Origin of the sequence: Streptobacillus felis (genome assembly GCF_001559775.1) — a bacterium.
Lineage (GTDB): Bacteria > Fusobacteriota > Fusobacteriia > Fusobacteriales > Leptotrichiaceae > Streptobacillus > Streptobacillus felis.
This window is the reverse complement of sequence record NZ_LOHX01000121.1, coordinates 1-26,384: the sequence shown is the minus strand read 5'-3', so window position 1 is coordinate 26,384 and position 26,384 is coordinate 1. Positions and strand designations below refer to the sequence as shown.

Annotated in this window: 22 protein-coding genes and 2 tRNA genes; 18 read left to right on the top strand and 6 right to left on the bottom strand. The window is 27.9% G+C overall.

The features are described 5' to 3' along the window. Positions 1 to 125: 125 nt before the first annotated feature. From AYC60_RS02075 to AYC60_RS02005, 15 genes are all read left to right on the top strand, one after another. Positions 126 to 2,612 (top strand): DNA translocase FtsK, encoded by a 2,487-nt coding sequence (locus tag AYC60_RS02075; protein WP_067320716.1) that lies wholly within the window; start codon positions 126 to 128, stop codon positions 2,610 to 2,612. A gap of 12 nt (positions 2,613 to 2,624) precedes the next feature. Beyond that, positions 2,625 to 3,683: a rod shape-determining protein gene (mreB, locus tag AYC60_RS02070; protein ID WP_067320713.1), complete on the top strand. Its 1,059-nt coding sequence runs from the start codon at positions 2,625 to 2,627 to the stop codon at positions 3,681 to 3,683. Positions 3,684 to 3,691: 8 nt separating this feature from the next. Next, on the top strand, positions 3,692 to 4,225 hold the full coding sequence (scpB, locus tag AYC60_RS02065) for an SMC-Scp complex subunit ScpB (protein ID WP_067320710.1): 534 nt from the start codon (positions 3,692 to 3,694) through the stop codon (positions 4,223 to 4,225). Beyond that, positions 4,212 to 4,898 (top strand): pseudouridine synthase, encoded by a 687-nt coding sequence (locus tag AYC60_RS02060; RefSeq protein ID WP_067320707.1) that lies wholly within the window; start codon positions 4,212 to 4,214, stop codon positions 4,896 to 4,898. The genes scpB and AYC60_RS02060 overlap by 14 nt, the downstream gene beginning before the upstream one ends. Before the next feature lie 260 nt (positions 4,899 to 5,158). Continuing rightward, positions 5,159 to 7,666, top strand: a complete 2,508-nt coding sequence (locus AYC60_RS02055) for an ATP-dependent Clp protease ATP-binding subunit (protein ID WP_067320704.1) — start codon at positions 5,159 to 5,161, stop codon at positions 7,664 to 7,666. Between the two features lie 70 nt (positions 7,667 to 7,736). Next, a complete protein-coding gene (hrcA, locus tag AYC60_RS02050) occupies positions 7,737 to 8,768 on the top strand; it encodes a heat-inducible transcriptional repressor HrcA (protein WP_067320701.1) in 1,032 nt (343 codons plus the stop codon). 8 nt (positions 8,769 to 8,776) lie between these two features. Next, complete coding sequence (locus AYC60_RS02045) at positions 8,777 to 9,334, top strand: nucleotide exchange factor GrpE (RefSeq protein ID WP_067320698.1); 558 nt, start codon at positions 8,777 to 8,779, stop codon at positions 9,332 to 9,334. 11 nt (positions 9,335 to 9,345) lie between these two features. Further along, positions 9,346 to 11,151, top strand: coding sequence for a molecular chaperone DnaK (gene dnaK, locus AYC60_RS02040; protein ID WP_067320695.1), 1,806 nt, complete (start codon positions 9,346 to 9,348; stop codon positions 11,149 to 11,151). A 42-nt stretch (positions 11,152 to 11,193) separates the two neighbouring features. Continuing rightward, on the top strand, positions 11,194 to 12,060 hold the full coding sequence (locus AYC60_RS02035) for an aldose epimerase family protein (RefSeq protein WP_082762543.1): 867 nt from the start codon (positions 11,194 to 11,196) through the stop codon (positions 12,058 to 12,060). After that, positions 12,060 to 13,208 carry a molecular chaperone DnaJ gene (gene dnaJ, locus AYC60_RS02030; RefSeq protein WP_067320692.1) on the top strand — a complete coding sequence of 383 codons (1,149 nt, stop codon included), beginning with the start codon at positions 12,060 to 12,062 and terminating at the stop codon, positions 13,206 to 13,208. The genes AYC60_RS02035 and dnaJ overlap by 1 nt, the downstream gene beginning before the upstream one ends. Before the next feature lie 72 nt (positions 13,209 to 13,280). Beyond that, positions 13,281 to 13,751, top strand: a complete 471-nt coding sequence (gene tsaE, locus AYC60_RS02025; RefSeq protein ID WP_067320689.1) for a tRNA (adenosine(37)-N6)-threonylcarbamoyltransferase complex ATPase subunit type 1 TsaE — start codon at positions 13,281 to 13,283, stop codon at positions 13,749 to 13,751. Next, positions 13,720 to 14,391 carry a tRNA (adenosine(37)-N6)-threonylcarbamoyltransferase complex dimerization subunit type 1 TsaB gene (gene tsaB, locus AYC60_RS02020; RefSeq protein WP_067320686.1) on the top strand — a complete coding sequence of 224 codons (672 nt, stop codon included), beginning with the start codon at positions 13,720 to 13,722 and terminating at the stop codon, positions 14,389 to 14,391. The genes tsaE and tsaB overlap by 32 nt, the downstream gene beginning before the upstream one ends. Then, on the top strand, positions 14,378 to 15,271 hold the full coding sequence (gene ftsY / locus AYC60_RS02015) for a signal recognition particle-docking protein FtsY (protein WP_067320683.1): 894 nt from the start codon (positions 14,378 to 14,380) through the stop codon (positions 15,269 to 15,271). Before tsaB ends, ftsY begins: the two co-directional genes overlap by 14 nt. A gap of 76 nt (positions 15,272 to 15,347) precedes the next feature. Further along, positions 15,348 to 16,373 carry a phosphate acetyltransferase gene (gene pta, locus AYC60_RS02010; RefSeq protein ID WP_067320680.1) on the top strand — a complete coding sequence of 342 codons (1,026 nt, stop codon included), beginning with the start codon at positions 15,348 to 15,350 and terminating at the stop codon, positions 16,371 to 16,373. A gap of 20 nt (positions 16,374 to 16,393) precedes the next feature. Continuing rightward, complete coding sequence (locus AYC60_RS02005; RefSeq protein WP_067320678.1) at positions 16,394 to 17,590, top strand: acetate/propionate family kinase; 1,197 nt, start codon at positions 16,394 to 16,396, stop codon at positions 17,588 to 17,590. A 22-nt stretch (positions 17,591 to 17,612) separates the two neighbouring features. On the opposite strand, the gene AYC60_RS02000 is transcribed toward AYC60_RS02005, so the two are convergent. From AYC60_RS02000 to AYC60_RS01975, 6 genes are all read right to left on the bottom strand, one after another. Then, a complete protein-coding gene (locus AYC60_RS02000) occupies positions 17,613 to 18,110 on the bottom strand; it encodes a flavodoxin (protein WP_180135683.1) in 498 nt (165 codons plus the stop codon). Positions 18,111 to 18,119: 9 nt separating this feature from the next. Then, positions 18,120 to 20,771: a single-stranded-DNA-specific exonuclease RecJ gene (gene recJ / locus AYC60_RS01995; RefSeq protein ID WP_067320671.1), complete on the bottom strand. Its 2,652-nt coding sequence runs from the start codon at positions 20,769 to 20,771 to the stop codon at positions 18,120 to 18,122. An 8-nt stretch (positions 20,772 to 20,779) separates the two neighbouring features. Beyond that, positions 20,780 to 21,406, bottom strand: coding sequence for a hypothetical protein (locus tag AYC60_RS01990; protein WP_067320668.1), 627 nt, complete (start codon positions 21,404 to 21,406; stop codon positions 20,780 to 20,782). Between the two features lie 138 nt (positions 21,407 to 21,544). Further along, complete coding sequence (locus AYC60_RS01985) at positions 21,545 to 22,597, bottom strand: extracellular solute-binding protein (protein WP_067320665.1); 1,053 nt, start codon at positions 22,595 to 22,597, stop codon at positions 21,545 to 21,547. A gap of 1 nt (position 22,598) precedes the next feature. Continuing rightward, positions 22,599 to 24,029 carry a UDP-N-acetylmuramoyl-L-alanyl-D-glutamate--2,6-diaminopimelate ligase gene (locus AYC60_RS01980; RefSeq protein WP_082762542.1) on the bottom strand — a complete coding sequence of 477 codons (1,431 nt, stop codon included), beginning with the start codon at positions 24,027 to 24,029 and terminating at the stop codon, positions 22,599 to 22,601. Positions 24,030 to 24,032: 3 nt separating this feature from the next. Next, complete coding sequence (locus AYC60_RS01975; RefSeq protein ID WP_067320662.1) at positions 24,033 to 24,983, bottom strand: alpha/beta hydrolase fold domain-containing protein; 951 nt, start codon at positions 24,981 to 24,983, stop codon at positions 24,033 to 24,035. 123 nt (positions 24,984 to 25,106) lie between these two features. On the opposite strand from AYC60_RS01975, the gene AYC60_RS01970 reads away from it, so the two are divergent. From AYC60_RS01970 to AYC60_RS01960, 3 genes are all read left to right on the top strand, one after another. Continuing rightward, positions 25,107 to 25,182 (top strand) — tRNA-Val (locus AYC60_RS01970). A gap of 7 nt (positions 25,183 to 25,189) precedes the next feature. Beyond that, positions 25,190 to 25,266, top strand: a tRNA-Asp gene (locus AYC60_RS01965). A gap of 102 nt (positions 25,267 to 25,368) precedes the next feature. After that, positions 25,369 to 26,301 carry a two-partner secretion domain-containing protein gene (locus AYC60_RS01960; RefSeq protein WP_067320659.1) on the top strand — a complete coding sequence of 311 codons (933 nt, stop codon included), beginning with the start codon at positions 25,369 to 25,371 and terminating at the stop codon, positions 26,299 to 26,301. Positions 26,302 to 26,384 lie beyond the last annotated feature (83 nt).

Below are 26,384 nucleotides of genomic sequence, written 5' to 3'. Positions count from 1 at the left end.
ATTAACCTCTTTATTGAATAATCAGTAAGGAGGTTTTTTATTCACTGTAATTTTGTAAACATTTTCTCTTTAAAAAAAGTGGTATATATGTTAAAATTAAAGTAATGTATTTAGGAGGAAAATATATGTCTAAGGAAAAGAAAAGAAATAATAAAATAAATAAGAATATTAATAATATTAAATATAATGTATGGGTAAATACTACTATACTGGTGATATCAATTTTTCTACTAGGTATAGTACTTATGGAAAAATTCATATCTACAGATACATTTATAGAAACTTTTTTAGGTTTAATAGTAACAAATTTAAAGATTGTTTTTGGTAAAACTTTAATAATTTTACTATTATTGGTAATAATTTTTAATTTTTTTGCTATTAAAAATAGAAGAAAAATTTCTTCTATGCCATTAATAAGAAAGGTGGTTTGGGTACTTGCATTTCTTTTCTTTGCTATGACTTTAACAGTATTTAGCTTAGGAGAGATTACAGGTACAACTATTTTAGATGCAGGACAAGAAATACTATCATATGCATTTATGCAAAAAGGTGGAGGGGTTATAGGAGCTATAATGTCTATACCTTTTTACTCTTTAGTTAACTACTCTTGGTTTTTCTTTTTAAGTTTATCTCTTTGTTTAATAACTACCTTCCTTGCTATGGGTAAAACTATAAGGCTAATATATCTAAGTATAAATAATACTTTAGAATATTATTCTAGTGAAGAATATTTAAATAAAAAGAAAATAATAGAAGCAAAAAAAGTTTATGAAAAAAGAATGCAAGAAACTGAGGACAAACAGTTTGAGGAAGATTTTGTAAACTATTTTGTAAATAAGACTAACAAGAAATTAGATGATGAAATATTTAAAAAATTAGATGAAGATAAAGAAGGAAAAGAAGTAGAGTATTATAGTGAAAAAGAACTTACAGAAAAACAAAAAGAGTGGAATAGATATTATGACAGAATGCTTGAGATCAGAAAATATGAAATTGAAAAATCAAAAATAGAACAAGAAAGAAAAGCTCTTCAAAAAATGGAAGAAGATAATAAAGCAATATTAAGTAAAAAAGAAGAGATAGCTGAAGTAAAAGAAGAAGTATGCAATCCTGTAATAGAAATGGAAGAAGTGTTTGAAGATGAAGTGGAAGAAATAGAGGATGTATTAGAAGAAGAATTTGAAGAAGAAATAGAAACAAAAAATGTGGAATTAAATCAAGAAATGCAGGCCATAGATAGAGAAGAACTTAAAGTTGCTCTTTCAGAGGTATTTAAAGATAAAAGTATGGATCCTGAGAAAATTGCTGAAATGAAAAGAGAAATAGAAAATAATATAGAAAACCTTGAAGAAGTATTAAGAAACTTTGGTGTAGATGCTAAGGTTGTTGATTATGGTACAGGACCTACTATAACAAGATATGAAATAAAAATACCTAAAAATGTTAGAGTTAAAAAGGTAACTGAACTTGAAGATGATATAGCTATGTATTTAAAAGCTGAAAGAATAAGGATAGAAGCCCCTATACCAGGTAAGGATGCTATAGGAATAGAAACTCCTAATAAGATTAAAGAACCTGTATACTTTTCTAACCTTATTAAGTCCAGAGAATTAGATCAAGGTATATTACCTGTAGTTTTAGGTAAAGATATAGTTGGAAATAATAAGATAATAGATATAGCAAAACTTCCTCATTTATTAATAGCAGGTACAACAGGAAGTGGAAAATCTGTATGTATAAATACTATAATCTCATCACTAATAAGTAAAAAAAGTGATGATGAAGTTAAATTCATAATGGTTGATCCTAAGATGGTTGAGCTTATGCCATATAATGGTATAGCACATCTATTAACTCCTGTTATTATAGATCCTAATATGGCAGCTATAGCACTTAAGTGGGCGGTTAATGAGATGGAAGAAAGATATAAGAAGCTTGCTAGTCTTGGTCTTAGAAATATAGAGGCATATAATAAAAAATACTATAGAGAAAAATTACCGTATATAGTAATAATAATAGATGAGTTAGCTGACTTAATGATGGTTGCATCAAATAATGTAGAACAATCTATTGCAAGAATTGCACAAAAAGCAAGAGCAATAGGAATACATTTAATAGTTGCAACTCAAAGACCTTCGGTAGATGTAGTTACTGGTATGATTAAAGCTAATTTACCAAGTAGAATATCATTTGCTTTAAGATCAAATACAGACTCTAGAACTATATTAGATCAAGTTGGAGCTGAAAAACTATTAGGAATGGGAGATATGTTATTCTTAGATAATGGTAAGGCTAAACTTGAAAGAATACAGGGAGCATATATATCTGATGATGAAATAAATAAATTAACAGATATTATTAAGAGTAAGAAAGTTGCTGTATATAATGAAGAGATATTAGTAGAAGAAGAACAAAACAATAATAATAGAGATCCACTTTATGAAAAAGCTGTTGAAATAGCTAAAAGACCTAATATAGATAGATTATCTATTTCTTTACTTCAAAGAGAATTAAGTACAGGATTTAATAGAGCATCTAAATTATGTGAAGAGCTTAGAAATAATGGTGTGATAGATGAACAAAATAGATATATTAATTCAGAATTAAATTAGAGAGAGGGAATTATGTTTAAAAATTTAATTAAGGCATTCAAGAAAAATTTTAGTTTAAGTAAAAATACTAAAGATATAGGGATAGATTTAGGTACAGCAAATACTGTACTTTATGTAAAAGGGGAAAATATAGTAATTAATGAACCAACATATGTTGCTATAAACACAAAAACTGATGATAGTATAGAATTTATTGGAAAAAAAGCTAAGGAAATTATGGGTAGAACTCCTGGATATATGGAAGTTAAAAGACCTTTAAAAAATGGAGTAATATCTGATTATGAAATCACTGAAAAGATGTTATCTATATTCTTAAGTAAGATAAAAAAAGGTGAACTATATAATGATAGAGTAATAATATGTGTTCCAAGTGGAGTTACTCAAGTTGAAAGACGTGCGGTTGTTGATGCAGTTAAAGATGCAGGAGCTAAAGAAGTGTACTTAATTGAAGAACCTATAGCAGCAGCTGTTGGAGCTGGAATAGACATGTTTGAACCTAAGGGTCATTTAATAGTTGATATAGGTGGAGGAACTACTGAAATAGCCTTTATAGTTTCAGGAGGAGCAGCAAAAACACATTCAATAAAAACTGCAGGAGATCAGTTAAATACTGATATAATAGAATATATTAGAGATAATTTTAATTTAAATATAGGAGAGAAAACTGCTGAAGATTTAAAAATAGCAGCTACAAATTCTGAAGATTTAGAAGAGCTATATCAAATAAAAGGAGCTGAATCTGTTACAGGTATACCTAAAGAAATTAGAATTTCAGTTAAGGAAGTTAATGACGCTATTAATAAGAGTGTGGATCATATAATTTATGAAATAGATAAGGTTATAGAAGAAATAACTCCTGAAATAGCAGCGGATATTTATGAAACAGGAATATATTTATCTGGTGGAGGAGCTAGTATAAAGATATTAAAAGATAAAATAGAGGAAAAATTTAAATTAAAAGTTACTGTTTGTAATGAACCTATTTATGCGGTAATAAATGGTATTGCAAACATATTCCAAGAATTTAATAAGTATAAAAATATGTTGATTCCAACTACAAGTGAATATTAAGGGGAAATATGAAATCGGATTTAGAAGCTATCTTATTTATCTCTAAAGAAAGTATAAGTCTTTTAGAATTATCATCTTTTTTTAAGGTAAATGAAGATGAAATGAAAAAAGTTATAGAAGAATTAGTATTAGAATATAAAGATAAGGGAATAAATGTATGTTTTGAAAATGATGAAGTATTTTTAAAAACTAATGCTTTAAAAGGTGAGGTTATTAAAAATTTCTTCACACCAGAACTTAAATTAAGAAAATTATCTAAATCAGCATTTGAGGTTTTAGCAGTAATAGCATATAAAGGGCCTATTACAAAATCTGAGATTGAAGAAATTAGAAGTTCTGGAGCAGATCACATTATTCCTATATTACTTGAAAAGAAGTTAATATATGTAAGTGGTAAGAAAAAGGCTTTAGGTAATCCTAACTTATATGAAGTAACACAGGATTTCTATGCATATTTAGGTATAAAAGATAAAGAGGAATTACTTGAATTTGATAAAAGTAATTGGTTGGTAAAAAGAAAGGATGAAGATGAGAATAAATAAGTATATAGCTGAATCTGGATTTTGTTCTAGAAGAAAGGCTGATGAATTAATTGTTGATGGTAGAGTTACTATTAATAAAAATATTGCTGTAATAGGTAGTGAAGTTGAAGATGGAGATATAGTAAGAATAGACGGAGAAAAAGTAACAGTTAAAAAAGAATACGAATACTATATCTTAAATAAACCTAAAAGAGTACTTTGTTCTAATGAAGATAGACAAGGTAGAACTCTTGCTGTAGATTTAATTAAATCTAAAAAAAGATTGTTTACTTATGGAAGACTAGACTATATGACTGAAGGTTTAATAATAATAAGTAATGATGGAGATATATATAACAATGTTATGCATCCAAAGAAAAAACTATATAAAAGCTATATAGCTAAAATAGATAATGATATAACTGATGATCATATTGATGCTTTAAAACATGGGGTAGTTATAGATGGTCAAAGAACTCTTCCTGCTAAGGTTAAAGCTATAACTAAGAGAGAAATAAGAGTTGCCATACATGAAGGAAGAAACAGACAAATTAGAAAAATGTTTGAAACTTTAGGATACACTGTTAGATCTTTAAGAAGAGTAAAAGTTGGAGAATTATCTTTAAAAGGTTTAGAACCAGGTCAATATAGAAAAATGACGGAAGAAGAAATTGAATATATTAAAAGTCTATAGTATAAATTTTGGGAGATTAAATGATAGGGTTGAATCTTAAAGATAAGGAGTGGAAATATACCTAATTAGGAAGATTAATATCTAATAGAGAAATTCCTATTATTGAAGAAGTAAAGAAAGTTATGTCTGCGATGTACTGAAAATGTATGTTGTAGACTTTTTTATATATTTTCTTGACAATGTAATTTTTTTGGTATATAATACAATTAGCACTCAAGGCAGTGGAGTGCTAATAATAAATTTAAAGGAGATGAATATATATGAGAAATTTTACAAGAAAGGCTATGGAAGCAATTGAAAATGCAGTAAAATTTGCTATGAATTTTAAAAGCTCTAATGTTAAGTTAGAACATTTAATGTTAGAATTAGTTTCTAATGATGATACTACAGTATCAGTTTTAAATAAGGTGGGTGTAGATAGAAATGAATTACAACAAAACTTGTATTCTAAATTAAATTCTATGCCTAAGATGAGTGGGGGAGAAGTAAGTTATTCTCAAGAATTTGCTTCTATGTTAAATGACGCGTCTAATATGGCAAGTAACGGAGGGCATGAATATATTTCTGTAGTATTTCTATTAAAAGCTATGCTGAAAATAAATAATTTTGGATTAGATGTTAAAAAAGTTAATGAAGTGCTTGATAATATGATGGAGGGAAGAAAAGTAAATAGTGATGGTTTTGAAGAAAGTCTAGAATCTTTAGAAAAGTATGGTAGAGATTTAGTTAAACTAGCATCTATGGGAAAACTTGATCCAGTAATAGGAAGAGATAATGAAATAAGAAGACTTATACAAATTTTATCAAGAAGAAACAAGAATAATCCTATGATAATAGGGGAACCTGGAGTAGGTAAAACAGCCTTAGTTGAAGGTTTGGCCCAAAGAATATTTAGTGGAGATGTTCCTGATAATTTAAAAGATAAAACAGTATTTTCTTTAGATATGGGAGCTTTAATAGCGGGCGCTAAATATCAAGGAGAATTTGAAGAAAGATTAAAAGGAGTGGTAGATACTCTAGAAAAAAATGAAGGAAAAATTATACTTTTTATAGATGAAATACATAATATAGTAGGTGCTGGAGGGAATAACGGTGCTATGAATGCTTCTAATTTATTAAAACCTATGCTTGCAAGAGGAGAGATAGAAGTAATAGGTGCTACTACATTAGCTGAGTATAGAAAGTATATAGAAAAAGATGCTGCACTTGAAAGAAGATTCCAACCTATACAAGCATTTGAACCTAGTGTGGATGATGCAATATCTATACTTAGAGGACTTAAAGAAAAATTTGAACAATATCACGGCATAAGAATATCTGATAATGCTATAGTCGCTGCAGCAACTATGTCTGATAGATATATTCAGGATAGATTTTTACCAGATAAAGCTATAGATTTAATAGATGAAGCTTGTGCTAAGGTTAAAACAGAAATAAATTCTGTTCCAGTAGAATTAGATGAAATAAATAGAAAATATGCTCAACTTGAAATAGAGAGGGAGGCTTTAAAAAAAGAAGAAGATAAAGTATCTAAGAAAAGATTGGAAGATATAGTAAAAGAATTAGAAGAACTAGGGGAAGAAAAGAGGGTTTTAGCTTTAAATTGGAATTCTGAAAAGGAAAATGTTTTAAAATTAAAGGGATTAAAACAGGAATTAGATGAAGCTAAGATTAAATTAGAGGAAGCCAAAAGAGTTGCAGATTATGCTAAGGCTGCTGAATTTGAATATGGTATCATACCTGAAATTGAGAAAAAGTTAAATGAGATTAGAGAAAAATCTGAGAAAAATTCTCTAGTATCACAAATTATTGGTAAAGAACAAATAGCTGAAATAATAGGTAAATGGACTGGTATACCGGTAGGTAAACTTATACAAAGTGAAAGTGAAAAAATATTATCTTTAGAAGAACATATTAAAAAATCTGTTATAGGTCAAGATGAAGCTATTAGTGCTATATCTGATACTATACTTAGATCTCGTGCAGGTCTTAAAGATCTTAATAGACCTATAGGTTCTTTTATGTTTTTAGGGCCAACTGGTGTTGGTAAAACATATTTAACTAAAAAACTTGCACAAAATCTATTTGATGATGAAAATTCGATAATTAGAATAGATATGAGTGAATACATGGAGAAACATTCAGTGGCAAGACTTATAGGAGCTCCTCCTGGTTATGTAGGGTATGAAGAAGGAGGGCAATTAACAGAAAAAGTTAGAAGAAAACCTTATTCAGTGATACTTTTAGATGAAATAGAAAAAGCACATCCTGATGTATTTAATGTCTTGTTACAAGTGTTAGATGATGGGAGATTAACTGATGGTAAAGGCAGAGTTGTAGATTTTAAAAATACTATAATAATAATGACTTCTAATATAGGGTCACACTATATACTTGAAGGAAAAAATGAAATGGTTATGGAAGAATTAAAAGTTAGATTTAAACCTGAATTCTTAAATAGAATAGATGAGATTATTATGTTTAAATCACTTAAAGAGGATGCTATAAAAAATATAGTTAAATTAGAACTAGAAAAAATGAATGAAAAATTAAAAGATAGGATGATAAAACTAATATATGGAGATGAGGTGATTAAATACGTATTCGAAAATGCATATGATGAAAATTATGGTGCAAGACCTATAAGAAGGTTTATACAAAAACAAATAGAAACAGATTTATCTAAATTAATATTAAAAAATAATATTAATGGTAATGTTGATATTAAGATTATTGTTGGTTCAGATGGTCTTGAATTTAAAATATAGCTTGACTTTATAACAAAAAAGGTGTATACTAGCACTATACAATACAGAGTGCTAGTAGGAGGTGATGTATATGAATGAAAGAGAAAAAGAAGTCTTTAGTATGATAATTAATCACTATTTAAATAGTGGAGAATCAGTAGGTTCAAGAACTTTAGAGAAGAAATACAATATAGGAGTTTCATCAGCAACTATAAGAAATGTAATGTCTGATCTTGAAGAAATGGGATTAATTACTAAAACACATACATCTTCTGGACGTATACCAACTCTTGATGGATATAGAATGTATATAGACGAGCTTTTACAAGTTAGTGAAGTTGATGAAGAAACTAAAGAACAAATATATTTACATTATCAAAAAAGAATTAATAAGACTGATATAATATTTAAGGAAACTGTAAAGCTATTGTCTGAATTATCAGGATCTGTAGCAGTTGCTTTAGAACCATCATCTGATGAAGAAAGTATTAAAAAAATACAATTTATTAGGATTACAGAAAAAGAAGTTTTCGTAGTAGTTGTTATGAGAAATAATATGATAAAAACATCAACGTTACTTATGAATACTTATGTAACTGAAGAAAATGTAAATAATCTAAATTCATATATTTCTAATTTAATGAGCACCACTCATAAAAGATTTACATTAAAAGATATGGAAAGATTTTTGAAAAATATTAGTAGTAATGATTTCAGATTTGAAGAAAAAAGAATATTTGAAAACAGTAAAGTTTTTGTTGATGGAGTTCAAAATTTATTATCAAGAGAAGATATTCCTATGGAAAAAATAATAGATAATATTAAAGTGATTAATAATGAAAATGAAATGGATATGTTATTTAAGCACTTAGCATCAAAGGTTGAATATAATTTAGAAAGTAATATCATATTTGGTAATGATATAGAAATAAATGGTTTTGAAGAATCTGTTTTCATATTTAAATGTTATGAATTTGGAGAAGATAAAGGTATTTTAGGTCTTATAGCAAAAACTAGAATAGATTATTCTAAAACAGTCGCTTTACTTGATTTGGTAATAGATATGTTAAAGAAAATGTTAAATCAAAATTATGAGAATAAATTTATAGGTTATAAAGATTAGGAGATGAAATGTCGGAAGAAATTAGAGAAGAAGAAATATTGGAAGAAAAAGTAGAAGAAAAAGTATTAGAAACTGATGAAATAATACAAAAATTGAATGCAGAACTTGAAGACTATAAAAAAGCATATGCTTTAAAACTTGCAGAATTCCAAAATTTTTCAAAAAGAAAAGAAAAAGAATTACAAGAATACAAAGAATATGCATCTAAAGATATTATCTTAAAAGTTTTAGAAAATTTAGATAATTTAGAAAGAGGTATTGAAGCTTCTCGTTCTACAGAGGATTATAAAACATTAGTAGAAGGATTAGAAATGACTATAAAAAACTTTGCTGAAATGCTAGTTAATGAAGGTGTTACTGAAGTTGAGGCATTAGGAAAGGAATATAATGCATATGAACAACATGCAGTTCAAGTTATGAATAATCCTGAAAAAGAAAATAATGAAGTATTAATGGTACTTCAAAAAGGATATAAACTTAAAGGTAGAGTAATTAGACCAGCTATGGTAGTAATAAACAAATTAGAAGAAATAAAAAATAATGAAGAAGAAAATAATAATAATTAGGAGGAAATAAAATGAGTAAAATTATAGGAATAGATTTAGGAACAACAAATTCATGTGTATCTGTTATGGAAGGTGGAACATTTACAATAATACCTAATGCTGAAGGAGAAAGAACTACTCCATCAGTTGTATCAATAGAATCAAATGGTGAAATAATAGTAGGATCTACAGCTAAAAGAAAAGCTATCACAGAGCCAAAACAAACAGTTATTTCAATTAAAACACATATGGGTTCAGATTACAAAGTTGATATACACGGTAAAAACTATACACCACAAGAAATTTCGGCTATGATACTTAAAAAATTAAAAAAAGATGCTGAAAGTTATTTAGGTGAAACAGTAAAAGAAGCTGTAATTACAGTCCCTGCATACTTTACAGATGCTCAAAGACAAGCAACTAAAGATGCTGGAGAAATAGCAGGTTTAGAAGTAAAAAGAATAATTAATGAGCCAACTGCAGCAGCACTTGCATATGGAATGGATAAAGAAAGAGAAGAAAAAATATTAGTATTTGACTTAGGTGGAGGAACATTTGACGTTTCAGTACTTGAAGTTGGATCAGGACTTGTAGAAGTTAAAGCAACAGCTGGAAACAATCATTTAGGAGGAGATGATTTTGACTCATCAATTATTAATTGGCTTGCAGATGAATTCCAAAAAGAAACAGGAATAGATCTAAGAAAAGAGCCTCAAGCTTACCAAAGATTAAAAGATGCAGCTGAAGATGCTAAGAAAAAATTATCTACTACTTTAGAAACAACAATTTCTTTACCATTCATAGCTATGGATGCAACAGGGCCTAAAAACTTAGAAAAGAAATTAACTAGAGCAGCATTTAATGAATTAACTAAACACTTAGTAGAAAAAACAAAAGAACCAGTAAGACAAGCTTTATCAGATGCAGGACTTACAGTTAAAGATATAGAACAAGTACTATTAGTTGGAGGATCAACAAGAATACCAGCAGTACAAGAATGGGTTAAAGAATACTTTGGTAAAGAACCTAATAGATCAATAAACCCTGATGAAGTAGTTTCAGTAGGGGCAGCTATACAAGGTGGAGTATTAGCAGGAAATGTTAAAGACGTTCTATTATTAGATGTTACACCACTTTCTTTAGGAATAGAAACTATGGGTGGAGTATTTACTAAAATGATAGAAAGAAATACAACTATACCTACTAAGAAATCACAAGTATACTCAACAGCAGTTGATAATCAAACAGCAGTTACTATACATGTATTACAAGGTGAAAGAGCTCAAGCTTCACAAAATCATACTTTAGGACAATTTAACTTAGAAGGAATACCAGCTGCACCACGTGGAATTCCTCAAATAGAAGTTACATTTGATATAGATTCTAATGGTATAGTACATGTTACAGCTAAAGATTTAGGAACAGGAAAAGAAAATCAAGTTACTATTTCAGGCTCTTCTAACTTAAGTAAAGAAGATGTAGAAAGAATGAAAAAAGAAGCAGAGGCTAATGAAGAAGCAGATAATAAATTTAGAGAATTAATTGAAGCTAGAAATATGGCTGACCATTTAATAATATCAACAGAAAAAACTATAAAAGAAAATGAAGACAAATTAGAAGGAAATGAAAAAGAAGATATTGAAAAAGCAATAGAAGAACTTAAAAAAGTTAAAGATAGTGAAAATATTGATGAAATCAGATCAGGTATAGAAGGATTATCTAAAGCAAGTGAAGCATTTGCAATGAGAATATACCAAGCTGCACAAGCTGCACAAGCACAACCTGGTTCTGAAAATACAAATAATGATGATGTAGTAGAAGCAGAAGAAGTAAAATAGGTCTATGACCTATTTTCTTCACATATATATCAGGGAGGCACTATGGTAGTTTTAAAAAAAGGTTTAATGGAATTAAAAATAGAAGAATTTGGTGCAGAGGTAAAGTCATTTAAAATAGATGGAGATGAATTTCTTTGGAATAAAAATGAATATTGGGCTAAAACTTCACCATTACTTTTCCCTTTTGTAGGTGGTTTAAGAGATGGTAGTTACAACTATAAAGGAAAAGAATACTTTGTTACAACAAGACATGGTTTTGCAAGAGATAACATATTTCAAGTAGTTGAAAAAGAAGAAGATTATGTAAAATTAGGATTTTATTCATCTGTTGATACTTTAGAAAAGTATCCTTTTGAATTTGAAATTTATTTAATATATAGATTAATAGAAAATGGATTTATATTAGAATATGTTGTGAAAAATAAAAATGAAGAAGATATGTATTTTTCTATAGGAGCACATCCTGCTTTTATTCTTAATGAAAATTATGAAGAAGATGCATATATAGAATTTGAAGAAAAGGAAGAAGGATTAAAGTATAAGCTAGATGAAAGTGGATTTTTTAAAAAAGATAGAGTTAAGTTCAAATTAATAGATGATAAAAAAATAAATATAACAGAGGAAAATTTTAAAGAAGATGCTATAGCTTTAAAAAACACTAATTCCTCTGTGGTATATATTAAATCTAGAAGTAGCGAAAGAGAAATTAAAACAACTTACAAAAACTTCCCATACATAGCCTTTTGGAAAATAAATGATGCTCCATTTATTTGTGTTGAACCATGGTTTGGTATAACTGATATATTGGGTGCAAGTAAAGACTTGACATTAAAAGAGGGAATACAAAAATTAGAAGCTAAACAAACATTTAGTGCTAAATTAGTATTTGAATTTAAGAGAGGTAACTAATGAAAAAAGATTATTATGAATTACTTGGACTAGATAAAAGTGCAAGTGAGGCAGAGATAAAAAAGGCATTTAGAAAGGCTGCGATGAAATATCATCCTGATAGAATGGCCAAAGCTGATGAAAAAGAAAAGAAAGAAGCAGAAGAAAAATTTAAGGAATTAAATGAAGCTTATCAAGTACTTTCAGATCCAGAAAAAAAACAGTTATATGATCAATATGGTCATGCTGCATTTGAACAAGGTGCAGGAGGGTTTGGTGGTCAAGGATTTGAAGGCTTTGATTTTAGTGATATATTCTCAAGTTTCTTTGGTGGATCTGGAGGATTTGACTTTGGAGGATTTGGTTCTAGTGGATTTAGTCAAAGAAGAAAACAAGGACAAGATCTATTATACACTGTGGATTTAAGTTTAGAAGAAATAGCAGACGGAGTTGAAAAAGAAATAGAGTATAGCAGAACAGGGAAATGTTCTAGTTGTAGTGGAACTGGTGCTAAAGATTCTAAAACTAAAAAATGTAATACTTGTGACGGAAGAGGTTTTGTAACTAAAACACAAAGAACCATACTAGGTATGAGTAATGTAAGAGTAGAATGTTCTCATTGTCATGGTATAGGAGAAATTCCGGAACATAAATGTAATGCATGTAATGGTGATGGAAGTAAGAGAGAACAGGTTAAGAAAAAAATTAAGATTCCTGCAGGAGTAGAATCTGGACAAAGATTAGTTGTTAGAGATGGTGGAAATTATGATGGTCCAGGTAGTGACTTTGGAGATCTATATATACAAATTAGAGAAAAAAGACATGAACTATTCCAAAGAGATGGATATGATATTTACTGCAAGGTACCAATTAGTTTCTTAACAGCCACTTTAGGTGGAGAACTTGAAGTTCCTACTTTAAGAGGTAAGACTAAAATAAAGATTGCAGAAGGCACACAAAATGGAACTAAGATGAGAATTAGAGATGCTGGTATAAAACATGGAGTATATAAAGGTTCTCAGATTATAGAGATAAATGTAGAAGTACCGAAAAATCTAAATTCTAAACAAAAAGATAAGTTAAAAGAATTTTATGAAACATTAGGTGTTGAAAACGAGGAGAAGACAACGTCTTTCTTTGATAAGATAAAAGATTTTTTTAAAGATTAATTTAGGGGTGGCAACACCTCTTTTTATATACTAATATCTAATTTTGTGTTATACTACTATTATGGAGGTATTATGAAAAAAATACTTAACTTTGAGCAGATAGATAATTTAGTTGATGAATTAAGTGAAAAAATATTAAAGGATTATAAATTTAAATCTATAGCACTAATAGGGGATTTAGGTGTTGGTAAAACATATATATCTAAGAGAATATGTAAAAACTTAGGGGTAAAAGGAAATGTTAAGAGTCCTACATTTACTTACTTATTAGAATATGATTTAGGGGATAGAAAAGTAGTTCATTTTGATCTTTATAGACTTTCAAATATAGATGAGCTATATGAAATAGGTTATGAAGATTATATAGAAGATGGAAATATATTTCTAATTGAATGGGCAAATAATGTTCCTGAAGCTATACCTGAAAATACCTTGTATATTTCGTTAGAACATAATGATGAAACTTCAAGAATAGTTTCAGTATATGAAATAAAGGATGGTGAAGTAATTTATGTCGACATTAATAATTACAACTTCAACTAAACTAGCATCTATATCAGTTTATGAAAAAGATATGATGTTAGGTAACATTAATATTAATGTAAAAAAAACACATTCAAGCTATATTATTGATCAAATATCATCACTTTTATCTTGGACTAACATAAAAATAGATGACATTAAAAAGGTAATAGTTTCAATAGGTCCAGGTTCTTTTACTGGAGTTAGAATAGCAATATCTGTAGTAAAAGGTATGTTTGTTGGTAGAGATGTAAAAGTATTTGAAGTAAATGAATTAGATGCACTTGGTTATCAAGGAAATATGGTATATAACAATAAGGTTATAGCTATGATAGATTCTAATAAAGAAAAGATATACTATGGAAAATATGAAGATGGCAAAAGATGTGGAGAACTATTAATAGGAAAACTTGATGATGTAATAAATCTAGTTAAAAATGAAGGATATAAATTAATAGGAGATGCAGTTTTAGCATATGATAAAAAAATTAAAGAAAATGGGATAGATATCTCACTTTCTGATATGTTTTTAAGAATAAATTCAAGCATATTCTATACTATGTATAAAGAAGGATTGTTAAGAGAAATAGATTTATTTAATTTAGTGCCTGATTATTTAGAAAAATCTCAGGCAGAAAAGGAGAAAAATGGGAATATCTGATTTATTAATAAAACCTAAAAAAGGATTTTTTACTAAACTTAAGGAATTTTTTGTTGGAGAAGCTATTACAGATGATGTATATGAAGAGTTAGAAGAGCTTTTAATTCAATCTGATTTAGGAATGAAAATGACTATGGAAATAGTTGCTAACTTAGAAAAAAATGTTAGAAGTAAGGGTATAAAAACTAAAGAGTTGATGTATGATGAATTAAAATTACTACTTTCTGAAAAGTTAGAAGTATTTCAGGATAATTCATTAAATATACAAAAAGGTAAATTAAATGTTATTTTAGTTATAGGTGTAAATGGAGTAGGTAAAACTACTTCTATAGGTAAAATAGCTATGAAGCTAAAAAAAGAAGGTAAATCTGTAATTATTGGAGCAGCTGATACTTTTAGGGCAGCAGCTATAGAACAGGTTGAGATGTGGGGTCAAAGAGCAGGTATAGAAGTAATAAAACAAAAACATGGTAGTGATCCAGCTGCAGTAGTATTTGATACTTTAAATACTGCAAAATCAAAAAATGTTGATGTTGCAATTATAGATACTGCTGGAAGATTACATAATAAAGTAGATTTAATGAAAGAGTTAGAAAAAATAGATAAAATTATCAAGCAAAATGTTGATGAATATGAATCACTTATAGTTATAGATTCTACTACAGGACAAAATGGTTTAGAACAGGCAAGAATTTTTAACAGTATATCAGATATTAGTGGTATTATACTTACTAAATTTGATGGAACTGCTAAAGGTGGTATAATATTTTCTATAGTAGCAGAGTTAAATAAACCTGTAAAATTCCTTGGAGTTGGAGAAGGAGTAGAAGATTTAAGAGTATTTGATTCTAAAGAATTCATAAATGAAATGTTTAACTAATAGTTTTTGTTTTATTTTTTAATGTTTTATGTTAAAATAATATTAAAGTTGTTTAAAAAATGAGGAGATGAATAAGATGGCAGATTTAATTAAACAAATTAAAGAAAAAGAAAAAGAACACAAAAAAACAGTAGTTTTACCAGAAGCTGAAGATGAAAGAGTATTAAGAGCTGCTGAACAAATTACTAAAGAAGGATTTGCAAACATTATTTTAGTTGGTAAAGATTATCAAATTAGAGAACATGCTGTAAAAATTGGAGTAGATTTAAGTGGAATACAAATAATTGATCCTATGTCTTTTGAAAAGACACCAGAGTTTATTAGACAATTTGTTCATTTAAGAGCTAAAAAAGGTATGACAGAAGAACAAGCGCGTGAAATAATACAAAATGATGTAAGATTTTTCGGAGCTATGCTTGTTAGAAACTGTGTAGCAGATGGTATGGTTGCTGGTTCTAATTCACCAACAGCTAATGTATTAAGAGCTGCAATACAAGTAATTGGACCAAAAACAGGTTTAAAAACAATTTCAAGTTCATTTATCATGCAAACAAAAACTAAAGAATATGGAGTAGATGGAACATTAATATTTGCAGATTGTGCAGTATTACCTAATCCAACTGCCCAACAAATAGCAGATATAGCAATATCATCTGTTGAAAAATCAAGATTAATAACTAAATTCAGTGATCCAAAAGTAGCACTTTTAGCTTATTCAACCAAAGGTTCTGCAGAAGGGGATCAAATTACAAAAATGAGAGAAGCTTACAAAATCTTAGAAGAAAGAGGAGTAGACTTTGAATTTGATGGAGAATTACAATTAGATGCTGCAATAGTTCCTAGTGTTGCTGAACAAAAAGCAAAAGATTCTAATGTTGCTGGTAAAGCTAATATATTAGTATTCCCTGATTTATGTGCAGGAAATATAGGGTATAAATTAGTTCAAAGATTTGCAAAAGCTAAAGCTTTAGGACCATTTATACAAGGACTTGCAAGACCAGTACATGACTTATCTAGAGGATGTAGTGTAGAAGATATAGTTGATGTAGTTGCTGTAACTTGTGCAGAATGTGCAGTATTTTGTGAAATTTTAACATTATAATTTAGGAGGAAAAATAAAGAATGAAAGTATTAGTAATAAATAGTGGAAGTTCATCATTAAAATTTGAATTAATTAATACAGAAGATAATCACAGCTTAATTAAAGGTATATGTGAAAGAATAGGAATATCAAATTCAATATTTACATTAAAAAATTTAATTACTGGAGTTAAAATTGAAGAAAGACCAGAAGAAATGCCTAATCATAAAGTGGCTATAGATTTAGTATTAAGAGAATTAGTAGGAGAAAATGGTGTATTAAAATCTATAGATGAAGTTGACGCTATAGGACATAGAGTAGTTCATGGTGGAGAATATTTCAATGATTCAGTTTTAGTTGATGAGGATGTAATAGCAAAATTAGAAGAAATTTCTGATTTAGCGCCATTACATAATCCAGCTAATGTTATGGGAATTAAAGTAATGAGAGAATTACTTCCTGGAAAACCAAATGTTACAGTATTTGATACTGCCTTCCATCAAACTATGGAAAAACATGTATATACTTATCCATTACCATTAGAAGATTATGAAGAATTAAAAGTAAGAAAATATGGATTCCACGGTACAAGTCATAAATATGTATCAGGTGTAGCAGCTGAAATGTTAGGTAAAAAAGATTCTAAGATTATAGTTTGTCACTTAGGAAATGGAGCTTCAATTTCTGCGGTTAAAGATGGTAAAGTTGTAGATACATCTATGGGTCTTACACCACTTGCAGGAATAATGATGGGAACTCGTTGTGGAGATATTGATCCTGCAGCAGTATTATACATCATGGAAAAAAGAGGATTAACTCCAAAAGAAATAGACACAAGAATGAATAAAAAATCTGGATTCTTAGGAATATTTGGTGAAAGTTCAGACTTTAGAGATATTCAAAAAGGTGTTCAAGAAGATAAAGAAAGAGCCAAACTTGCATATGATATGTTCTGCTATAGAATAAGAAGCTATATAGGTGCTTATGCTGTAGCTATGGGTGGAGTAGATGCTATCGCTTTCACTGGAGGTATAGGTGAAAATGCTGGATATGCTCGTGAAGGTATATGTAAAGGTTTAGAATTTTTAGGTGTAGAATTAGACTATGAAAAAAATATGGAAAGAATATCTGGAAATGTAGATTATTCATTAGCTAGTTCAAAAGTTAAAGTATTCAAAATAGAAACTGCTGAAGAATTAATGATAGCAAGAGATACACATAGATTAGTAAAAAAATAGTGGGATTTAACATCCCACTTTTCTATTTTCCGAATTCTTCTTTTAATTGATTACACCAATCTTCTATTCTATCATCACTTAATTCTGGTTGATTTAATTCATCTATTGCAAGTCCTACAAATTTTCCATTTCTCATAGCAAGAGATGCTGTGAAATCATATCCATCTGTATCAGTGAAACCTATAATTTTAGCATTAGCTTTTTCAGCTTTTTTGTATAATATTTCTATAGCATCTATGAATGAATCAGCAAATGAAGCTTGGTCTCCTGTACCAAATAATGCAACATATTTATCGCTTAAATCCATGTCATCTATTTCATCTACACACGCCATCCAATCATCTTGTAAATCTCCTAATCCCCATGTTGGAGAACCAAGTATTAATAAATCATAATCACTAAAAGTATCTATACCTTCTGAAACTTCTATTACATCTACATCATCAAAATGATTTGAAATTCTATTAGCAATATCTTCTGTAGTTCCTGTTGTAGTTCCAAAATAAATTCCTGTTTTCATTATTCCTCCTTAAAAATATTCAATTATACTATCATCAGTATATATTACTTGACCAATTTTTGCTTCCTTGATTAATGATAATTTATTTTTTATAGGTAAATATTCTAAGAATATTTTATCATAATCTATAGAACTTAATATTTTTTTATTAAGTCTAAATATGTTTGGTGGTAAATAAGTCTCTTTTTTTATAACATATAATTTTGTTTTTGTATAGTCTTTATCACAAAAAAATACTGCTTTTTCATATTTTAGTTTAAAAATTGGCATTCCTATACTATTAAAATCAAATATAGCATTATCTATTTTATCTTTAATATCAACCTTATTTTTAAATTCAAAGTAGTTTCTTAGATAATTATTTTTCACAAAAAACTTATTTTTTGTATAAAATACCATTTTTTTATCATGATCAAAAAAGTATTTCATACCTATGGTTAATAGTAATGGATAATAAAATTGTTCTTTAATTTTAATTTTATCTTCATCTATATAGTAAGATATATTGTTATTTGAAATAAATACCGACTCATCTTCTTTGTAGTACTTAGATAGTATTTCTTTAGTTACATCATTGTATTCTTGTTCTCCAAGTATTTGTTTTTTAATATTTCTAAATTGTACCTTATCTTGGTTAGAATAATTTTGTATTTCATAGTTTCTCTTTATTAATATGTGAACAATTTTATGATTTTCTCTAATTTCTACATTTTCCATTTTTATTTCAAATTCAAAACCATAAAAATCATTTAAATTACTTAATAGAGTTGAAACATTTGTATCTAATTTAGAAAGAGCTCTTTGTCCAGACATTACAGTATAAGTGTTAAAGCTTCTTTTTAAGTATATTTTTTCTATATCAATATCTTCTAAGTCTAAAGTTGTATAAAATACAGATTTCATAGGGAAAGAAGTATTGTACATTGAATGATAATATTGGAATCTATCGTCTTTTAATTTAGATTCTTTCATATCTTCTATCAAAATACTTGGATAAAATCTATCTTTGTATTCATTAGTTTCTAATTTAAATACAACATCGTAGAATATATTGTTTTTCTTTAACTGTTTTAAATTACTTCCTCCATTAAACCATATTGCATTTTTTACAGAGAATCCTTTTTGATCTATATCAAATTTTAGATGTTGTTCTGTATTACCAACAGTTTTTGGATTATGTATTATACAATTTTCACTTAAAAGTAGAGGAGTTGGATTCCCAAATCCAAAAGGTTTTAATAAATTTAAACTCTGTATAAATTCGTAGCTTACTTTTTGAGCGGGAATCTTCATATCTATTTTAATATTCTTAGTTAGTTTAATATTTTCTAATTCATTTTTTGCATATTTTTCTATTTCTTTTTTAAATTGTTCTAGATTTTCAAGCTTTATAGTAAAACCGGCAGCATTAGCATGACCACCAAATTTAACTAATAGTTTTGAAACAGAAGATAGAGCTTTAGTAATGTTGAAACCTTCTATAGATCTACAAGATGCTACTGCTATACCTTCATCAGGGTTTTCTTCCATTATTATACAAGGCTTATAGTATGTTTCTAAAACTTTAGATGCAACTATACCAATTATTCCATGATGATAAAGTGGTGAATGGGAAATTAGAATGTATTTATCACTTAAGTCTCTGTCTTTTAATTCATTTAATACATTATCAATAATTTCATCCTGTATTTTTCTTCTATCTATATTATTTGAAATTAGATTATCTGCAAGAACATTTATTTCATTTTGATTATCACTAATTAATAATTTTACACCTAGCTTTGCATCAGCTAGCCTACCGGCAGCATTGAAAATTGGAGCAATTTTAAATGAAATATCACCAGTTGTAAGTTCTTTACCTGTAAGTTCTGTTTTATTTAATATAGTTCTTAGTCCTAAATTTTTACTGTTTCTTAATTTTTCAAGTCCATACTTTACTATTATTCTATTTTCTTTGATTATAGGCATAATATCAGCTATAGTACCTAATGTAGCTATATCAAGATAATTATATATTTCATCTTTCATATCTAGTCTTCTAAATAATTCATATGATAATAGAAAAGCTACACCAACACCTGCTATATTAGGGAATGAATATTCATTGTCAGTCCTTTTAGGATTAATACATGCAAGAGATCTAGGTAATCTTTTATCGCTAGGTAGATCGTGGTGATCTGTTACTATTACCTTCATATCAAGTTCATTTATGTATTCAACATCATAATATGAACTTATACCGCAATCTACAGTTATTATTAAATCTGTTCCCTTATCCTTAATTTCTTTTATAGCATCCTTGTTTAAACCATAACCTTCATTTCTAAGAGGTATGTAGTAGTCAAGGTTTTTAGCTCCTATTTGTTTTAGCACTAAATACAAAAGAGATGTAGAGGTTATACCGTCTACATCGTAGTCACCATATATACATATATTTTGATTTTGTTTAATAGCTTCCAATATATATGAAGCTGCTAAATCTAAGTCTTTTAACCTTAGTGGATCTTCAAGATTTTCAAGATTAGGATTAATGAAACTAACTATATCTTTTTCATCTACTATACCTCTGTTAGCCAGTATATTTAGAATATTATTATCTATAGGTAAATCAAAGTTAGTTAACTTAGATTTAATCTCAGATAGTATCCATTTAGTTTCCATAAAAACTCCTATTTAAGTACTGTTTGTAATGATGGTAATAAGAATGGAATAAATAGTACTCCATCAAAAGCATCAGTTGCTTTTCCTTTATTAAATATTAAGATTAATGAGTCTTCTTCTAAGTAGAAAGAACTTACTGAATCCCAATCAGCATATTTTTTACTTGCTTTAATTCCAAATGCTCTTATTCTATCATTTAATGCAGGTCTTAAAACATCTTCGTATTGATCAGCAAATAGATCAGATAATTTTAATTCTTTTCCTGTATTGCTATCAAATACCATACCTTTGTATGAATTTTCTGTTATATTTTTTTCAGTATCAGTTTTTGCTGAAACAATAAGTATAGACATAAATCTAGAATTGTTAGCTGTTAAAAATACATTAGCTTTAGTATTTTCATCTTTTACAATTTCATTTACAGCTTTTTCAATTTTAGAGTTAATATTGTCTGAAACTTTAGTTTCCTTTGCAGTGAATTTTAATATACCAAATTTTTCATTCACTTCTTGGTTAACAGTTAGCACAGGTTCTGTACCATATGAATAACCATTAAATGTGAAATTAGCATTAGCTATAGTTGAAAAACCAAGTGCTAATATACTAATCATTAACATTTTCTTTATTGATTTCATGTTTACACCTCTTTGTTTAATATATATTAAAGTATATACTAAAAAATAAAAAAAATCAACAGAACTAAGACTTGTGTAAGATTTATGAAATGATATTATAAAAAAACTCTTAAAACCTAAGTTTTAAGAGTCTTAATATTATTTTCCACTTGATTTAATTTCTGTCCAAATTTTATCGTGTAATTCTTTAGTTTCATCATCTAAAGCACCAGGTAATTTAGATTTTTGAACTATTTCTTCTGCTGAAATTATAGGTTTAACTTCAGAATTTTCTTCTACACCTTTAATTATACTTGGGTTTCTTAATACATTTAATACTTCTATGAAGTTTTCTGGTCTGTATAAGAATTCAAGGAACTTATATGCATTGTCTTTGTGTTTTGAACTTGCAGGTATAGCCATAGAATCTATATACATCATAGCACCCTCTGGAGCGAAGTAAACAAATTTATCAGCTTCTTCTCCTTCAACTTCGTAGAATACATCTGGATAACCATGAACTATAGCAAATTCTCCACTAGCCATTCCTTTACCAGCAGCATTAGAATCAAATTTTGCTAAGTTTTCAGCCCAAGAAAGTATTTTTTCTTTAGCTTCATTTAATTGATTAATATCTTTAGAGTCAGATGGGTATCCTAAATATTGTAAAGCAAGTCCTATTACTTCACGTCCATCATCTAACATAGTCATACGTCCTTTAAATGCTTCATTTAAGAAGATGTCAGGAGTTTTAACAAAATCATTACCAACAATTTCAGTATTTACTGTTATTCCTGTTGCCATGAATGAATAAGGTATAGAATAATTTAAACCTTCATCATAAATTTTAGAAATTTCCATTAAATTTAATTTTTCATCCATGTTTTCAAAAGTTTTTCCTAATTTAGATTTATCTAATTTTTCTAATAAACCTGACTGTATCATTACTGGTATGTAGTCAGTTGATGGTGAAACTATATCATAGTCTCCTTCTCCACTTTCTATCATTAATTTAGCTATCATAGTGTCGTTGTTATCATAATAGCTTATATTAACCTTAATTCCAGTTTCTTTTTCAAAGTCTTCTATAACTTTATCTGGCACAAAATATGTCCATGTATAAATGTTTAAAACATTCTCGTCATTGCTACTGCTTCCTGAACAGCTTAATAACATAATAAAAGTAAAAATTGCGAATAATAATTTTTTCAATTTATCTACCTCCTAAATATTTTCTAGCCATTTCTCTATCATCGAAATGTATTTTTTCTCTACCTATAATTTGGTAATCTTCATGCCCTTTTCCAGCAATCAATAGTATATCATTTTTTTGTAGGTTTTGTATAGCATTTTTTATAGCATTTTCTCTATCACAGATTCTAGTATAAGGAATTCCTTCAACCATACCTTTTTCAACATCATTTAATATTAATTCTGGATCTTCTGTTCTTGGATTATCAGAAGTTAAGTATACATAGTCACTATACATACACGCAGCATTTGCCATTTTAGGCCTCTTAGTTTTATCTCTATCTCCACCTGCCCCAAATAAAGTGACTAATCTATTTTTTTTCATAACTGAAAGTGTTTTTAATATATTTATTAGACCATCAGCAGTATGAGCATAATCAACTACTACCATTACATCTTTTTCATTGTCAATTATTTCAAATCTACCTGCTATAGACGAAATCTTTTGTACATCAGAAATAATCTCGTCTAAATCTATTCCTAGATTGTATGCAGAAAGTATAGCACCTAAAAGATTTTGCAAGTTGTATTCACCCATTAATTTTGTTACAAAAATATATTCTTTTTCATCTTTTGTGATTTTAACCTTCATACCTTTTAAAGTATATTCTAAAACTTCACCTTTAATATTAGCGTTTTCTTTTAAAGAGAATGAATCAGAAACATTTAATAAACGTCTACAATATTTATCATCCTTATTAATTATTAATCTAGCATCTTTTTTCATATGATTAAGTATTGAAGCTTTTGCTTCAAAATATTTTTCAAGAGTTTCGTGGAAATCTAAATGATCTTGAGTTAAATTAGTGAAAATTGCACTATCAAACTCTAACATTTTTACTCTACCCTGACAAAGTGCATGAGAACTTACTTCCATTATAAAATGAGTAACTCCTTTATCTAAAGCTTCCTTCATTAATTTTATTAAGTCTAAAGATTCTGGAGTAGTATTTTTTGCTTCGTATTCTTTATCGAGTATTCTATAACCTGTAGTACCAACTCTAGCAGAATTTTTGAATATAGATTCTAATATATATGTAGAAGTTGTTTTACCATTAGTACCTGTTACTCCAATTATTTTAAGATTTTTTTGAGGCCAGTTATAGAAATTGCTTGCAATTTGACCTAAATTATCTCTTAAATTTTTAACTAATACTAAAGTAATATTATTTGGATAATCAAAATCCTCTCTTTCTGCTATTATCATTTTAGCACCATTATCTATAGCAGATTTAATATAGTCATGACCATCAACTACATTACCTATTAGTGCAACGAAAATATCTCCTTCTTTTATTTCTCTTGAGTTATATGACATATTATTAAAATTATCTTTTTCTACTACATTTTTTACATCATATTCTACACCTTTAAAAATTTCTTGTATATTCATGTTTTATCTCCCTAATCTTTTTTTATCAAGGAATTCAAATATTCCTTTAAATGATGTTTTTGCTTCTTCTGATTTAAGTATATGGTATACATGGAAAAGTCCATCAACTGTTACAAATCTATTTTCTATTTTTTCTTTATCTAGTTTTTGTTTCATAATATATGAATCATCAAATAATAGTTCTCCATTATTTACTTCTATATATGTAGGTGGAAAACCTTTAAAGTTTCCAAAAACTGGAGATATATATGGATGTTTTTTATCTTTTTCATATTTAAAGTATTCATTATCCACTAAAAGTTTAGATGGTTTGTAATCACTTGCAGCAGATCCTATTAATAAGTCTGTTTTAATATTTTCTTTTCTACTAGGAACAGTATATGAAATATCTAAAAATGGAGATAAAAGAACTGTTGCATGAGGTAATTTCTTTTTCTCATCTATTCTTTTTAATATACTTGAGACTATTAAGTGTCCTCCTGCAGAATCACCCATAGTATATACATTTTTATACTTAGAAAATACATAATCTAATCCGCTTTCATAATCATCATGACCACTAGGATAGAAGCTATAAGGTAGCTGCCTATAATCAACAAAAACGATATCATAATTATCATTTAGTCCTATCATAAATTCTGCAAGATCCCTATAATAATTAGATAGAGGATAAAGGAAAGCACCTCCATGAGCATAATATATTACAGAATCGTTAACCTTATCTTTTTTCTTTATTAATTCAAGTTTAGTATTACCATCATAAAGTATCTTTTCATGATATATGAAATCTAAGTGATTCCACTTAGGTTCATAACTTGATACAGCTCTTCCAAAATTAACTAAATTAGTCTTTTCACCTCTATATAGAAAATTTGTTGTTTTAAGTATAGAAGTTGTTAATGTAGAACAACCAACAAATGTAAGCATTGATAAAAGTAATAGATATTTTTTCATTGTTAATCCTTTCAAAAAACCTTTATTTTAAGTAAATTATACTATTTTTTATGTAAAAAATAAAGAAATAATATAAAAAAGTATTGAAATAAATTTCATTTTATTGTATACTTTATTGGTAATGGTCGCATAGCTCAGTTGGGAGAGCACCTGCCTTACAAGCAGGGGGTCACTGGTTCGAGCCCAGTTGTGACCACCATTTTTTTGGAGGTGTAGCTCAGTTGGTTAGAGTGCTTGCCTGTCACGCAAGATGTCGCGAGTTCGAGTCTCGTCACTTCCGCCATTAATTCTGTTCCTAATTAGGAACTTTTTTTTTCAAAAAAACTAGTATTGTGTGATAAAAAATGATAATATTTAAATATAGTAAAAATAGGAGGACTTCAACATGAAACATACATTAAAACTAACTTTTCTAGCATTTTTAACTACATTTTTTTCATATACAAACATAACAGTAGATGGAAAAACTAATGTATATGTAGAAAAGAGTAATAGTGGTGTAGACATCATAAATATTTCAACTCCAAGTCCTAAAGGTGTAAGTCATTCAACCTTTAAAGAATTTAATGTAAGTGAAAAAGGTGCTGTAATAAATAATGCAAAAAATATTGCAAGAAGTAGAATAGCTGGATTAATAAATGGAAATAATAATATAAAAGAGACAAGAGCAAAACTTGCACTTCTAGATGTAAAAGGATTAGAAGAAAGTAAACTAAAAGGAATACTTGAAGCATTAAGTAAAGATAAACTAGATGTAATACTTTCAAATCCTAATGGAATAACACTAGATGGTGCAAGTTTTTTAAATATACATAATATGGCTTTAACAACATCAAAACCAATAATAGAAAATGAAGAAATAAAAGGATATAGTAATACTAAAGGAAACATAAAAAGCTTAAAAGAACTAAACACAGATGAGAATTTAGAGATAATATCTAATACCTTTAAATCAGAAGGAGATATAAAGGTAAAAGAATTAAAAGTAACAACATATGCAGGAGAAGAAGGCATAAAGCTAAGTGCCGACATAATAGGTTCTATACATGGAGATGTAGTAAAGATAGTAGCAACAAAATCAGGTATAGGAGTTAAAAGTATAACTTCAAAAGATTTAACATTAGAATCAAAGACACAAGCTAAAATAGAGGAAATAAAGACAAATAATCTAAATGTTAAGGTAGAAGAAGATTTTACAAATAGAGATAAAATAATATCAAATAATAATATAAATATATCAGCTAAAAACATAATAAATGATGGGAATGTATTAATAAGTGATAACATAAACCTATGTAGTGGTATAATAAATTTGTAACAGTAGAGTAAAGTGGTGTATAATATAATTAAGGAAAAAGGAGAAAAAATTATGATACAAAAACACTCAGAAGAATTAAAAAA